This is a genomic window from uncultured Pseudophaeobacter sp. (genome assembly GCA_905479575.1).
In the GTDB taxonomy this organism is placed as follows: Bacteria; Pseudomonadota; Alphaproteobacteria; order Rhodobacterales; family Rhodobacteraceae; genus Pseudophaeobacter.
Window position 1 is genome coordinate 79,315 of the sequence record CAJQNB010000020.1, and the last position, 13,298, is coordinate 92,612.

12 protein-coding genes are annotated in these 13,298 nt (G+C 55.5%); 6 read left to right on the top strand and 6 right to left on the bottom strand.

Features of this window, described 5'->3' with window-relative positions; translation table 11 throughout:
• Positions 1 to 294: 294 nt before the first annotated feature.
• The 5 genes from QZ268_RS07830 (at position 295) to QZ268_RS07850 (ending at position 5,319) form a co-directional block, all read left to right on the top strand.
• Positions 295 to 1,539 (top strand): branched-chain amino acid ABC transporter substrate-binding protein, encoded by a 1,245-nt coding sequence (locus QZ268_RS07830; RefSeq protein WP_295450562.1) that lies wholly within the window; start codon positions 295 to 297, stop codon positions 1,537 to 1,539.
• Between the two features lie 75 nt (positions 1,540 to 1,614).
• A complete protein-coding gene (locus QZ268_RS07835) occupies positions 1,615 to 2,571 on the top strand; it encodes a branched-chain amino acid ABC transporter permease (protein ID WP_295450565.1) in 957 nt (318 codons plus the stop codon).
• A 56-nt stretch (positions 2,572 to 2,627) separates the two neighbouring features.
• Complete coding sequence (locus QZ268_RS07840) at positions 2,628 to 3,863, top strand: branched-chain amino acid ABC transporter permease (RefSeq protein ID WP_295450568.1); 1,236 nt, start codon at positions 2,628 to 2,630, stop codon at positions 3,861 to 3,863.
• On the top strand, positions 3,860 to 4,621 hold the full coding sequence (locus tag QZ268_RS07845; RefSeq protein WP_295450571.1) for an ABC transporter ATP-binding protein: 762 nt from the start codon (positions 3,860 to 3,862) through the stop codon (positions 4,619 to 4,621). Before QZ268_RS07840 ends, QZ268_RS07845 begins: the two co-directional genes overlap by 4 nt.
• Before the next feature lie 14 nt (positions 4,622 to 4,635).
• On the top strand, positions 4,636 to 5,319 hold the full coding sequence (locus QZ268_RS07850) for an ABC transporter ATP-binding protein (RefSeq protein WP_349376698.1): 684 nt from the start codon (positions 4,636 to 4,638) through the stop codon (positions 5,317 to 5,319).
• A 311-nt stretch (positions 5,320 to 5,630) separates the two neighbouring features.
• On the opposite strand, the gene QZ268_RS07855 is transcribed toward QZ268_RS07850, so the two are convergent.
• The 6 genes from QZ268_RS07855 to QZ268_RS07880 are packed head-to-tail and all read right to left on the bottom strand — an operon-like array spanning position 5,631 to position 12,282.
• Positions 5,631 to 6,404: an SDR family oxidoreductase gene (locus tag QZ268_RS07855; RefSeq protein WP_295450578.1), complete on the bottom strand. Its 774-nt coding sequence runs from the start codon at positions 6,402 to 6,404 to the stop codon at positions 5,631 to 5,633.
• 1 nt (position 6,405) lies between these two features.
• Positions 6,406 to 7,173: an SDR family oxidoreductase gene (locus QZ268_RS07860; protein WP_295450581.1), complete on the bottom strand. Its 768-nt coding sequence runs from the start codon at positions 7,171 to 7,173 to the stop codon at positions 6,406 to 6,408.
• Positions 7,170 to 8,486, bottom strand: coding sequence for an acyl-CoA dehydrogenase family protein (locus QZ268_RS07865; RefSeq protein WP_295450583.1), 1,317 nt, complete (start codon positions 8,484 to 8,486; stop codon positions 7,170 to 7,172). Before QZ268_RS07865 ends, QZ268_RS07860 begins: the two co-directional genes overlap by 4 nt.
• Positions 8,487 to 8,509: 23 nt before the next feature.
• Positions 8,510 to 9,289: an enoyl-CoA hydratase-related protein gene (locus QZ268_RS07870; protein WP_295450586.1), complete on the bottom strand. Its 780-nt coding sequence runs from the start codon at positions 9,287 to 9,289 to the stop codon at positions 8,510 to 8,512.
• The gene (locus tag QZ268_RS07875) at positions 9,286 to 10,578 is read right to left on the bottom strand and encodes a 3-hydroxyacyl-CoA dehydrogenase (RefSeq protein ID WP_295450589.1); all 1,293 of its coding nucleotides are present in this window, start codon (positions 10,576 to 10,578) and stop codon (positions 9,286 to 9,288) included. Before QZ268_RS07875 ends, QZ268_RS07870 begins: the two co-directional genes overlap by 4 nt.
• 3 nt (positions 10,579 to 10,581) lie before the next feature.
• Positions 10,582 to 12,282 carry an AMP-binding protein gene (locus QZ268_RS07880; RefSeq protein WP_295450592.1) on the bottom strand — a complete coding sequence of 567 codons (1,701 nt, stop codon included), beginning with the start codon at positions 12,280 to 12,282 and terminating at the stop codon, positions 10,582 to 10,584.
• A gap of 410 nt (positions 12,283 to 12,692) precedes the next feature.
• Here QZ268_RS07880 and QZ268_RS07885 point away from each other — a divergent pair, with 410 nt between their 5' ends.
• Positions 12,693 to 13,286, top strand: coding sequence for a DUF6134 family protein (locus tag QZ268_RS07885; protein WP_295450595.1), 594 nt, complete (start codon positions 12,693 to 12,695; stop codon positions 13,284 to 13,286).
• Positions 13,287 to 13,298 lie beyond the last annotated feature (12 nt).

Below are 13,298 nucleotides of genomic sequence, written 5' to 3' on the forward strand. Positions count from 1 at the left end.
AGCGTAACTTACGCCGCATAAATGTTGATATTTTGCTTGCCTACACCTTTAGCGTTGCCAGGGGTGGTTTGGAAAATTTCATAAAAAACAGCAGCTAACGGTGATTTACCCGACGTCGTTCTTTGATATTAGTGGTGTTTTTTCAGCCTGATTTCTATTTGCCAGAATTTTGGGAGAGGCGAAACGTGCAACCCTGCATCTTGACTTAAACCGACACTGTGTAAGTCTTGCCTGACTATTGATGCGGACCTCACAGGGTGGATGAGGGACGAGTTGGTTTTTTGGGAGGAAAACATGAAGAAAATGGTTAAGCTTGGCGTTGTTTCAACGCTTTCATTGGTAGTTGGTGCATCCGCTGCCTTTGCTGAAAATGTCAAAATTGCATTTATTGATCCTTTGTCCGGCCCGTTCGCGAGCACGGGGACTAACGGATTGCACCAGTTTGAATTTGCGGCCCAGCACATGGTAAACGACCAGGGCGGCGTTCTTGGGGGCACCAATTTTGAAATTGTTGCCTTTGACAACAAGATCAGCCCAAAAGAGTCCCTGATCCAGCTGCAGGTGGCGATTGACCAAGGCATTCGCTACATTGTGCAGGGGAACTCTTCCGGCGTTGCCAATGCGCTGACAGAAGCCATTGCAAAGCATAACCGGCGCAACCCTGATAGCCGGGTTCTTTTCCTGAATTATGCGGCTGTTGATCCCGCTTTGACAAACGACAAATGTAATTTCTGGCATTTCCGCTTTGACGCCAATGCAGACATCAAAATGGATGCGCTTACAGATGTCATGTCCGCCGATGAAAGCCTGAAAAACGTCTACATCATCGGCCAGGACTATTCCTTCGGCAAAGCCGTTGCCGCAGCAGCTGTCGCCAATCTGACCGAAAAACGGCCTGATGTTGAGATCGTCGGCAATGAGCTGCATCCAATTGGCAAGGTGAAGGACTTCACCCCCTATTCGCGCAAAATCATTGCCTCAGAGGCGGATGCCGTCATCACGGGCAACTGGGGTGCGGATATGCTGGGCCTGGGTAAGTCGCTGATCGAGAATGGCTATGATGGCCCCATCTATACCTACTACGCAGCGGGTTCCGGCATCACTGCCGCCTTTGGGGAAACTGCAAAAGGCCGTATCCGGTTGATTTCCCAGGGTAACATCAACCCGATTGGCTCTGAGGAAGCGCGCGAAACCTACAACGCGTTCAAAGAAAAGTACCCGGATGGCAACATCGACCAGAGCCGTATCTTTAACGTGATCGGTATGTTGTCCACCGCCATCGAGGCTGCAGGCACCGCGGATGATGTTGTGGCGGTGGCGAACCAGTTGGAAGGAATGGAATACGATTCCATGTGGGGCACAAAATTGTTCATGCGCCCACAGGATCACCAGGTCATCCAAAACCTGAATGTTGGCGTTCACACGAATGACAACGTTGAATTCGATTATGACAATTCCGGCTTTGGCATTGTGACAGAATCGACGGTTGAAATGGCGTCCATGGACAGCCCGACAACCTGTAAAATGAAGCGCCCCTAAGGCCGACTTCATCCCGCCCTGCAATTGCAGGGCGGGCCCTTTGTCTCTGATCAATATCAACCCTTTGGGGGACCGATGGAACTCATCCTCGTCAACTTAATCGACGGGCTTGTCACCGGATTGCTTTTATTCATGCTTTCGGCTGGCCTGACGCTCATTTTCTCTATGATGGGTGTTTTGAATTTTGCCCACGCTAGTTTTTATATGCTGGGCGCGTACTTTGCCTATCAAATCAGTATTGCGCTAGGGTTTTGGGTGGGTTTGCTTATTGCTCCGCTCATTGTTGGCGTTCTTGGCGCAGGGGTTGAAAGATACGGTCTGCGGCGTGTCCACCAATATGGCCATGTGCCGGAATTGATTTTTACATTCGGTCTGGCGCTTTTGATCGAGGAATTGGTGCAGTTCGTCTGGGGCAAAAACCAGATGCCATACAATATTCCCGAAGTCCTTAATTTCACGGCCTTTTCCATCGCTGGAAACTCGATCCCGGCGTATAAGATCTTTATGATCTTTATCTCTGTCGCGATCTTTATTGGGTTGCTGTTTGTTTTGACCAAGACACGCGTTGGCATGATCATTCAGGCCGCCCTGAGCTATCCCCGCACGGTCGAGTCTTTGGGTCACAACGTGCCATTGATCTTTATGGGGGTGTTTGGCGTGGGAACAGCCCTGGCAGGTGTCGCAGGTGTGATTGCAGGGCCGGTGCTGGGGACCTTTCCCGGTATGGCCTTTGTTCTGGGATCCATCGTTTTTGTGACCATCGTGATTGGCGGCTTGGGGTCGCTTTGGGGCGCACTTGTTGCCTCATTGCTGATCGGTTGGATTACCACCTTTGCCAAGTCCTACAATCTTGCCATGTCCGACGTGCTGAATGCCATTGGCATATCCACCCCTGAAAATTTGAGCGACCACGTCCTGCGTGATCTGTGGACCGTTACCAGCCCTCAGATCGCAGATATTTTGCCCTATGTCTTGATGGTCTTGATCCTGATCTTCCGACCTGCAGGCCTCTTCGGAAAGCGTGAATCATGACCGATGAATTGACAACAGACCCTAGCAAACCAATGCAGCGCATGCGTGCAGGATCCATGACACTTACTCTTGCGCCCTGGATCCTGGCGGCTGTGGCGCTGATGATCATGCCCTATATTTTCACCTCCAATTCCGCGCTGACGATCATGAACCAAATGTGGATCACGGTGATTTTTGCGCTTGCCTACAATATGTTGCTCGGGCAGGGCGGTATGCTGTCCTTTGGACATGCGGTATATGCCGGTGTCGGTGGATTTGCCTGCATGCATATCATGAATGCCTCTGACTTCTTTGCGAGCTTTCCGCTGCCTGTGCTGCCTGTCTTTGGTGGGCTTTTTGGCGCCGGGCTTGCGATGATAGTTGGGTCATTTTCGACCCGCAGCGCCGGTACAGTATTCGCAATGATCTCTTTGGGGGTGGGTGAGCTGATCGCCGCCAGCTCCGTGATCATTGTTGCGTTTTTTGGCGGCGAAGAGGGCATCTCGGGCGATCGTACCTATGCGATGCCGTTCTTTGGCAACGAGTTTTTGCAGCAGATCAATGTCTATTACCTGACATCCTTTTGGGTGCTGCTGTCGGCTGCGTTGATGTATCTCTGGTCTCGTACCCCGGTCGGGCGCATGGCCAATGCGGTGCGTGACAACCCGGAACGTGCTGAGTTCCTTGGCTATTCTGCCCGTTGGGTCCGCTTTTACAGCTTTGTGGCGTCTGGTTTTTTTGCCGGTATTGCTGGCGGGCTGTTTGCCATCAACTATGAAATCCTGACCGAGGAAAACCTGAATACAACCTCCTCTGGTATCATCCTTCTGGTGACCTTTTTGGGTGGGGTTGGCTTCTTCTTTGGTCCGATCATCGGCGCGATTGTATTCACGCTGGTCCAGACGGTTCTTAGCCTTCAGACAGAGCTATGGGCGTTTTACGCAGGCTCGCTTTTCCTGGCGACTGTGATGTTTTTCCCTGGGGGATTGGCCGGGTTGTTGATGATGCATGTCCCGGCATTCAAGCTTGGAAAGGCCAGACTGTTGGTCAGGCCCTACATAAAAACACTGCTCCCCGCAGCCATCGGAATACTGGGACTTTGCGCCCTGGTTGAAATGACCTTTCACGTTCGTCATGCCGCGCAGGGAGACAATGAAATGACGTTGTTCTGGACAACCTTTGACAGCCACACCTTGATGCCATGGCTGATTGCTATCGCGGTCACTGTGGTTGGGATTGGTATCGCAAAGCGGACTTCACCTGCGCTGAAAGAGGCCTGGAGCGAAGCCAACTCGGCAGGAGATGTGTCATGAGCGTACCAGCACTGGAGCTTTCGGGCCTGAAGAAAAGTTTTGGCCAGGCTAAGATCATTCGCGGCATCGATCTTTCGATTGGCAAAGCGGAACGCCATGCGATCATCGGGCCAAATGGGGCGGGTAAATCTACGCTGTTCAATTTGATCACAGCGCGCTTTGCGCCAACTGCGGGCACGGTCAGGCTGCATGGTCAAGACCTGCTTGGGTTGCAGCCTTTTCAGATCAATCGCATGGGCCTGTCGCGGTCATTTCAGATCACCAATATCTTTCCGGCAATGACGGTGTTTGAAAACGTCCGTTGCGCCCTGCTTTGGGCGCAGGGGTACAAGTATTCGTTCTGGAATCTGGTCAACCGCTCGCGTCAGCTGACCGAAGGGGCGGATGCCATTCTTGAACAGATCAACCTTTTGGAGCGCCGCAATCTGCCCGCCGGCACGCTGAGCTATGCTGAACAGCGGGCGCTTGAAATCGGTATTACCATCGCTGGCGGTGCCGATGTCATCATGTTGGATGAACCAACAGCCGGGATGAGCCATTCGGAAACCGACTACATCACAGATCTGATTATGAAGGTGACGGAGGGCAAAACGCTGATCATGGTTGAACATGATATGGGGGTTGTGTTTGGCCTCGCTGATCGCATTTCGGTTCTTGTCTACGGAGAAATTATTGCAACAGGAAAACCAGCGGACGTGCGGGCAGATCCAAAAGTGCAGGAAGCTTATCTTGGTGCAGCTCTGGAGGCAGAACATTGATAGAAGTCACTGACATGCACGCCTATTATGGCAAATCACATATCCTTCAGGGCGTCACACTGAACGTACAGGAAGGTGAGATCGTGGCGCTGCTGGGCCGCAATGGGGTTGGACGCTCGACCACCTGCAAAGCAATCATGGGCGAAGTGGCCCCCAAGGGCTCGGTCAAATTCAAAGGCCAAGAGATTTCTGGCCGCAAAGCGTTTGAAATTGCCAACATGGGGATTGGCTATGTACCGGAAAACCGGGATATATTTCCCGGACTGACCACCCGCCAAAACCTGACGCTGGGATTGAAACCTGGTCAGAAGGACGGCAGTGGTCGCTGGTCGATGCAGATGATGTTCGACATGTTCTCCAACCTGAATGAACGCGCTGATGTCGAGGCGTCGGTGTTGTCGGGCGGTGAACAGCAGATGCTGACAATGTGCCGAACGCTGATGGGGGATCCTGATTTTGTGATGATTGATGAGCCGACAGAAGGTCTTTCGCCGCAGATGGTGCAAAAGGTCGCTGACGTTCTGAAAGAGATCGCGGACCGGGGCATTTCAACCCTGTTGGTTGAGCAAAAACTGTCGATTGCCATGGACATCGCACACCGGGTTTATGTCATGGGCCATGGCCAGGTGGTGTTTGAGGGCACGCCCGCAGAGCTGAAAGCGCGTGAGGACGTGCGCAAGGAGTGGCTGGAGGTCTAGCCCCCAATACCCCAAGCGATCGGGAATGCGGCGTAACAGCCTGCAAAAAATCCGATTGCTTGGGCGATACGACGGCACCACCTGTGGTGATCTTTCGCGGGGCGGGAAGGGGCGCCAAATAGGCAGGATCCCCGCCAATGCCCCGCTGTTTTTTCTGAATATTGCATAGCCTGACTAACGCCCGCTCTGACGGTCCTGTCAGACGGTTCCTGACCTTAGAAGCCTGACCCTGGAAACTTGACCCTACAAGACTGGCCCTAGAAGGTGCAAATCCTTCCAGAGACACAGCTTATGTCGTTTTCAGGATCCGTTCAAAGCTCGTGATCTGCAAAACGGCGGTTCAGTTTACGCATCCCGCCGATCCATCGGTCATAATCAGCGGTCTTTTTCTTCATATAGTCCCCCACCTCCGCATGGGGCAGGATCAGGAAGGTCTCATCGCGAATGGCTTGGATGCAGATTTGCGCGACGGGTTCCGGCTCCATCATGCCATTGATCGCCGCAACGTGGTCTTCGTGGCCCCGTGTCATTTCGGTGCGCACTGCTTGCGGACACAACACAGACACTTTGATGCCGTCATCGCCATGGCTTATCGCGATCCATTCCGCCAGCCCCACGGCCGCATGTTTGGTCACCCCGTAAGAGGCCGACCCAATCTGGTTCAGCAGCCCCGCCGCAGAGGATGTGTTCAACAGGTATCCACCGCCACGGGACGCCATCAGGGGCGCAAGTTTGCGGGCGGCCCAGACATGGGCCATCACATTGATGTCCCAGGACCGTTGCCATTCGCAGCTGGGGGTTTCCATGCCCCCGCCCACGGCAATGCCTGCGTTGGAAAAGAACAGATCTATCGGGCCGATGTCTTGTTCGACCCTGTCAATCATGGCGCTGATCTGCGCCTCATTGGACACATCGACGGTAAAGGCATGGCCGCCGATGTCTTTGGCTGTTTGCGCCGCCCCTTCGCCATTCATGTCAACGCAAACCACATGGCGCGCGCCCTCGGCGGCAAAGGCCTGACACAGGGCGCGGCCAATGCCGCTTGCGGCGCCGGTGACGACGCAGATCTTGTTTTTCAGTTCCATATCAAGACCACATGCTGGAGCCGCCACAGACGGTAAGAGCCTGCCCGGTCATGTATTTGCTGGCGTCGGACGCAAGAAACACGGCGAGACCTGCAAAGTCTTCGGGTTCCCCAAAACGGCGCAGAGGCACTTCGTTTTGGTATTTCTCTGCGGTTTCGGGATTATCCCAAAGCTCCCGCGCAAATTCGGTTTTCACAAGACCCGGACAAATCGCATTAAAGCGGATGCCCTTTGGCCCGAATTCGGCTGCGAGGTTACGGACCAAGCCGATCAGCGCAAGTTTTGAGACCCCATAGGTGCCCAGCATGACCGAAGGCTTGAAGGCACCGATGGAAGAGGTGAACGCCATCGAGCCGGCGCCTTTTGCAACCATGTCAGGGGCCACCATCTGGGCAAGCCAGAGGTTGGACAGGACATTGGCATCCATTGTTTTGCGGTAAGCCTCGTCGTCGATTTTTGAGGTCTTGCCGTAGTAGGGATTGACCCCGGCATTGCCGATCACAATGTCGATTGGCCCTGCAAGGTCATGGGTCTTGTCCACGAGCGCCTGCAGCTGTTCCTTGTCACCGACATTGCAGGACACCGCATGTGCGGTGCCTTTGCCGCGGGCGTTGATGCCCGCAGCAGCCGTGTCCAGTGCCTCTTGCTTGCGCGCAGAGATCACCACCGTTGCGCCGTGATCGGCGAGGGCCGTTGCCATCGCCAATCCCATGCCCTTGGACGCCCCAGTGAGCAGCGCGACCTTTCCAGTCAGGTCAAACAGGCTCATCCTACAAACCCATACGAGCCGCGGGCCTTGGTGTCGCCCTTGATTGCGTCCTGACGGGAATTGCTGTCAGCGTAGGTCTTGACCTCGTGGCGGGCGATGACGTGGTGATGCACTTCGTCCGGGCCATCGGCATAGCGCAATGTGCGCTGCTGGGCGTACATACCGGAAAGGGGGGACCACTGGCTGATGCCCGTGGCACCATGAACCTGCATCGCTTGGTCGATGATGTCACAGACCTGCTCTGGCACCTTGGCTTTGATCATTGAAACCCAGATACGGGCTTCTTTGTTGCCAAGCACATCCATCGCTTTGGCTGCTTTCAAAACCAGCAGACGCATCGATTCAATTTCGATCTTGGCGCGGGAAATGGTTTCCATGTTCTTGCCCAGGTCGATGATTTTCTTTTTGAAGGCAACGCGATTCAGGCCGCGGTCAATCATCAGATCCAGCGCGCGTTCCGCCTGGCCAATGGAGCGCATGCAGTGATGGATGCGACCTGGCCCAAGGCGGACCTGCGAGATTTCAAAGCCACGGCCTTCGCCCCACAGAATGTTTTCTTCGGGCACGCGTACATCTGTGAACCGGATGTGCATATGGCCGTGGGGCGCATCGTCATGGCCAAAGACATGCATGGGACCAAGGATTTCGACACCGGGGTGATCCATCGGCACCAGAATTTGCGATTGCTGCCGGAAGGGTTCAGCCTCGGGCGAGGTTTTTACCATAACGATCATGATCTTGCAGCGCGGATCACCCGCACCGGAGATATAGTATTTCTCGCCGTTGATGACCCATTCACCGTTCTCCAGAACCGCCGAAGTGGAGATGTTGCGGGCGTCCGAGGAGGCCTGATCCGGTTCTGTCATGGCAAAGGCAGAGCGAATTTCACCGGCCAGCAGTGGCTTGAGCCATTGCTCCTTTTGTTGCTCTGTGCCGATGCGTTCCAGCACCTCCATGTTGCCTGTGTCCGGGGCTGAGCAGTTCAGGGTTTCAGACGCCAAGGGGTTTTTGCCCAGCTCTGCAGCAATGTAGGCGTAATCGAGGTTGGACAGGCCTTCGCCTGTTTCGGCGTTGGGCAGAAAGAAGTTCCAAAGGCCGGCGTCACGGGCCTTTTGTTTGGCGGCTTCCATCAGTTCCAATTGCCCCGGCGCATAGGACCAGCGGTTTTCACGCCCTTCGCCAAGGCGGTGATATTCTGCGGTCATCGGATCCACATTCTCACGGATGTGTTTGATCACGGCGTCATAAAGCGGCTTGGCTTTCTCGGACATTTCCAGATTGTTCAGGCTGGATGGAGCGGAGGTGTCGGACATTTGCATGTCTCCTTTTGGCAAAATTATTTGTTCACCCACTGGGGCGCGCGTTTCTCGACGAAGGCATTGACGCCTTCTTTGAAGTCTTCGGTTTTGGCCAGATCCGCGATCACCTCGCGGGAATAGGCGATGCTGCCGGCCATGCCGTCCCGCAGAGCCATGTCATTCAGAACCCGTTTGGTTGCCTTGACCGCCGAGGGAGACACCGTGCAGAGCTGCTCGGCCTTCTCCATGGCTTTTTCCATTAGCTGGTCATGGGGATGGACTTCGTTGAGACAGCCCAGTTTCAGTGCCTCAGCGGCGGTTATGGTGCGGCCGGTGAACATGAGTTCCTGCGCCGCCAGCCGGCCAATATAGCGTGACAGGCGCTGAACGCCCGAGGCGGCGGCGAAGAAGCCAACCTTGACTTCGGGCAGGGCAAACTTGGCGTTTTCCGAGGCCAGGATGATGTCACAGGATAGCGCCGTTTCAAATCCGCCGCCCATCGCAAACCCATTGACCGCGGCAATAATGGGCTTTTCCAGATCAAAGCGGGACGACAGACCGGCAAACCCGGTTTCGGTCATCTTGGCCTTGCTGCCACCGGTGGCGGTTGCCTTCAGGTCGTTGCCTGCGGTGAACGCCTTGTCTCCGGCGCCTGTCAGTACCGCAACCCACAGGTCTGGATCGGCCGCAAATTTATCCCAGCAGTCGGCCATTTCGTTGTGCATATCCACATGCACAGCATTATAGACCTCGGGCCGGTTCATTGTGACGACAAGCACATGTCCCTTGGTTTCGGTCTTGATGAAGTCATAGCTCATACGATCAGGCCTCCGGTGTCGATCTTGGTGAAAGCGCCACCGTCAGCGGCCAGTTTGCGCAATGTGTCGGCAGGTGCAAAGTCGCTATCCTCGGCGCCGAGCTTCTCCATCCGGGCCAAAACCGCTTTGGCGCCAACCATGTCGCCGTAAAACATTGGCCCCCCTTTGTCCGCCGGCCAGCCATAGCCGTTGAGCCACACCACATCGACGTCGGAGGGGCGCTGCGCCTTGTTCTCTTCGAGGATTTTCACCGCTTCGTTGATCATTGGGTAGATGCAGTTTTCGATGATCTCGTCGGTGCTCATTTTTGCGGGCTTTGCGCCAGTGATATCCTGGATGATCCCGGCGGTGATGTCCGAGGGAACGGGGCGGCGTGCCTCGTCGTAGTCGTAAAATCCGGCCTTGGTCTTTTGGCCACGCCGGTCCAGCTCGCATAATGCATCGCGGATTGGGTTGTCGGTTTTGGCACCTTTGGACCAGCCAATATCCAGTCCTGCAAGGTCGCTCATCTGGAACGGACCCATCTTAAAGCCAAAGGCATTCAGGGCGGCATCAACATCCCAGGGCATCACCCCCTGGTAGACCAGTTTGTTGGCCTGAATTTGACGGGCAAACAGGATGCGGTTGCCGACGAAACCGGGGCAGACCCCAACAAGCGTGGCGATTTTGTTGATGTCTTTGGCCAGCGCCATACAGGTGGCAACCACATCATCCGCAGTATGTTTGGCACGCACTATTTCCAGCAGTTTCATCACGTTGGCTGGCGAAAAGAAATGCAGCCCGATCACGTCCTGGGGCCGCTGGGTCATCGAGGCAATTTCGTTGATATCCAGCGCCGAGGTATTGGTTGCCAGAATGGCACCGGGTTTCATTACGCGATCCAGTTCGGTGAAAATCTGCCGCTTGAGGTCCATGTTTTCGAACACGGCCTCGATCACCAGATCACAGTCCGCAAGGTCTGCAAGCGCAAGGCGGCCATCAAAGCGCGCCATACGCGCCTCGACCTCGTCCTGTGGAAAACGTCCTTTGTCGGACGAGCGCTGGTAATTGCCGCGCACAACTTTCAGGCCGCGGTCCAGCGCCTCTTGTGTTGTCTCGACAATTCGCACCGAAAAGCCTGCGGTGGCAAAATTCATCGCAATGCCGCCGCCCATGGTGCCGGCACCGATGATGCCAACGGTCTTGATTGGTCGTTTGGCGGTGGTTTCGTCTAATCCGGGCACCTGCCAGGCGGCGGCGCCGGCCGCTGCAATATAGGTGCCGATTTCTGTTTCTGTGGGGGTGTTCATCTCTTAGGTCTCTTTATTGTTCAGACAGGCTTCGCGGATCGCGCGACGGTCAATTTTGTCCGTTGCACCGCGCAGCAATATGTCGTGCTGGGTCCAAAGGGCGGTGGGAATTTTGAATTTCGCGAGATGCCCGTCCAGAAAGGCGGCCATATCTGCAAGGGTGAGCTGGGCCTCAGCTTTGAGCTGTACGGCTGCGCCCACTGTTTCTCCCAGACGCTCGTCCGGCACCGAAAATACTGTGGCTTCCAGAACGTCGGGATGATGGTGCAGGGCACCTTCCACATCCAGGCAGGCGATGTTTTCGCCGCCACGGATAATGATATTTTTCTTGCGGTCCAGGATGGTCACAAAGCCATCCTGGTCAAGGACGCCCAGGTCGCCAGTGCGCAGCCAGCCATCTTGCAGAACCTCGTCGGTTGTCTCTGGCTTGTTAAGATAACACCGCATGTTTGCTGGGCTTTTCACCGTGATTTCGCCCAGTTCCCCCAGGGGCACATCATTGCCTGCGTCATCCAGCATTCGGAGTTCTTGAACCGGGGGGTGCAGTTTGCCTGCGCTATCGGGGCGGGCCTTGTAGTTGTCGCCGATCATGCCAATGCCCAAGGCATTTGTTTCGGTCATGCCCCAGCCGGTTGCAACACCGGCGTTGGGAAAGGCTTCGGCCAGTTTTGCCACCTGGGCGCCGGGCCGCTTTGCACCTCCAGCCCCAAGATAATCCAGGGAGGGCAGGGTTTCGCCCATCTTGACGGCTGCCTCCATCAATTCGGCAGATTGGGTGGGCACCCCAAGAAAGCGCGTGATGCTATTGTCGCGTATCAGGCGCACCGCCTGTTCCGGATCCCACTTGTGCATCAGCGTAATCTTGGCACCGGCCGGCAGGCTGAGCAAGAACAGCGGGTGGGTTGCCGTGACATGGAACAGCGGGGTCACGACCAGCGCCGAAGGGCGCAGCGGTTCTGGCGCGTCCGGGTCCGGAGGATCAACCAGCGGCGCGATCACCGATTGCATCAACCAGCTGAATACCGCATTGACCGCGCCGCGATGAGTTTGCACAACGCCTTTGGGATGGCCGGTGGTGCCAGAGGAATACATGATGGCAAAATCATCATCCGTGTCGATTTCGACCAGAGGAGCCGTATCGAAACGGGCATTACGTTTCAGGCTGCTCAGGTCATGTGCCGTTTGTCCCTCCGCATCGCGGACACCAATCAGGGTCAGGTCCAGCGCATCGCGAAGCGGTAGCACCCGTTCCATACGCAGCCCATCTGCAAAAATCACGCGGGCTTTGCTGTCCTGGAGGGCATAGTCCAGTTCCTCGCTTGTCCACCACGCGTTTAGAAACACGACGACACCGCCGATGGAGGAAATTGCCAGAACCAGCATCAAGAGTTCGGGGTAGTTCCGCATTGCAATGGCCACCCGGTCGCCTTGACCCAAGCCCAGCTCATCGCGCATCGCATGGGCCAGCTGGTTCACGGATTGGGTGAATTCGGCATAGGTATAGGTCTCGCTCTCGTAGGCCAGGAATTCAAGGGCTCCCTCACCGTGCTGTTCCCAACCGGAGGCCAGCAGCGCGGGAACCGTGCCAGGTATGGCTTTGAAGGCCTTTACCGTCACGCCCCGCACCTCGACCTCATGCACCGCAAATGTCGGGTTCGTGGTAATGACATGACACACCGCCTCTTCAGGTGTCATTGCTGTCATTGCAACTCTGGAAATAGATACATGTTCCCCTCCCAAGAAAAATGCCGACGGCCTCTTTTCAGATCATAGCTGTCGTTCTAACCGCCAGACTAGGGAGTAGATCTGGATCTTCCAATACCGCAGAACGGAACGTCATTCCGAAAATTTGCAGGATGCAGGGGCAAAGTCGCAGCGATGGCGCTGCGAATCTTGCGTGGTCTGGCAGGTGCAGATGATGACGCAGGCCTTGGTCGGCAGCACTGCCGCGTGGCGCCCAGGCTTTGATATGTCGCGGGGGCCGGGGACGATGGGTGCGGGGTGCCTGGCGCCATAACCAAGCCCTGGCAGCGGCACATTCTGTTGTCTTGTAAGATTTTTGTAAGTCTGGGGTCTCATGAGCTCCCCCATCGTAAAGAAAAATGGAGCTAGATATGCGTATTTTTGGATTGGCCCTAGGCCTTGCTATGGCCTTGGCGGCACCTGTCACTGCTCTATCGATCCCATCAAACGGCAAACTGAATTTTGATGTTGTTCGTAAAGGCAAAGATATCGGCGATCACAGCTACAGGTTTTCCGGCACCACCGCAGCGCTGACCGTCAAGGTGACCACAGACATCGTTGTGAAGGTGCCTTTGATCAGAACCACAGCCTACAGTTTCAGACATGCAAGTGTTGAGAGCTGGAAGAACGGCAAATTGATGCAGCTGAGCTCAACCACCGACGATGACGGAGATCCCCATCAATTGCAGACCGCGAACAAGGGCGCGTTGCCTGCGAGCCTGTGGAATGATGATATCCTGCGCAGCGGCAAACTGATGAACACCATCGACGGGACACTGATGAACATTCGCGCTGCTGATCTTGGCATGGAAACGGTCAAAACCAGACGCGGCAGCATTTCGGCCCATCATTACCGGCTGTCGGGCGGGCTGGCACGGGATCTTTGGTACGATGCGGCGGGCAACCTTGCACAGGTGGCTTTCAAGGCCGATGATGGATCCACAGTGATGTATATTCGGAAATAGGACGGCATGCCG

Coding starts and splice junctions, on each gene's coding strand:
- QZ268_RS07850 (WP_349376698.1), top strand. CDS start 4,636: ATGCACGCCTATTATGGCAAATCACATATCCTTCAGGGCGTCACACTG.
- QZ268_RS07875 (WP_295450589.1), bottom strand. CDS start 10,578: ATGAACACCCCCACAGAAACAGAAATCGGCACCTATATTGCAGCGGCC.
- QZ268_RS07870 (WP_295450586.1), bottom strand. CDS start 9,289: ATGAGCTATGACTTCATCAAGACCGAAACCAAGGGACATGTGCTTGTC.
- QZ268_RS07840 (WP_295450568.1), top strand. CDS start 2,628: ATGACACTTACTCTTGCGCCCTGGATCCTGGCGGCTGTGGCGCTGATG.
- QZ268_RS07865 (WP_295450583.1), bottom strand. CDS start 8,486: ATGTCCGACACCTCCGCTCCATCCAGCCTGAACAATCTGGAAATGTCC.
- QZ268_RS07835 (WP_295450565.1), top strand. CDS start 1,615: ATGGAACTCATCCTCGTCAACTTAATCGACGGGCTTGTCACCGGATTG.
- QZ268_RS07855 (WP_295450578.1), bottom strand. CDS start 6,404: ATGGAACTGAAAAACAAGATCTGCGTCGTCACCGGCGCCGCAAGCGGC.
- QZ268_RS07830 (WP_295450562.1), top strand. CDS start 295: ATGAAGAAAATGGTTAAGCTTGGCGTTGTTTCAACGCTTTCATTGGTA.
- QZ268_RS07885 (WP_295450595.1), top strand. CDS start 12,693: ATGCGTATTTTTGGATTGGCCCTAGGCCTTGCTATGGCCTTGGCGGCA.
- QZ268_RS07860 (WP_295450581.1), bottom strand. CDS start 7,173: ATGAGCCTGTTTGACCTGACTGGAAAGGTCGCGCTGCTCACTGGGGCG.
- QZ268_RS07880 (WP_295450592.1), bottom strand. CDS start 12,282: ATGACAGCAATGACACCTGAAGAGGCGGTGTGTCATGTCATTACCACG.
- QZ268_RS07845 (WP_295450571.1), top strand. CDS start 3,860: ATGAGCGTACCAGCACTGGAGCTTTCGGGCCTGAAGAAAAGTTTTGGC.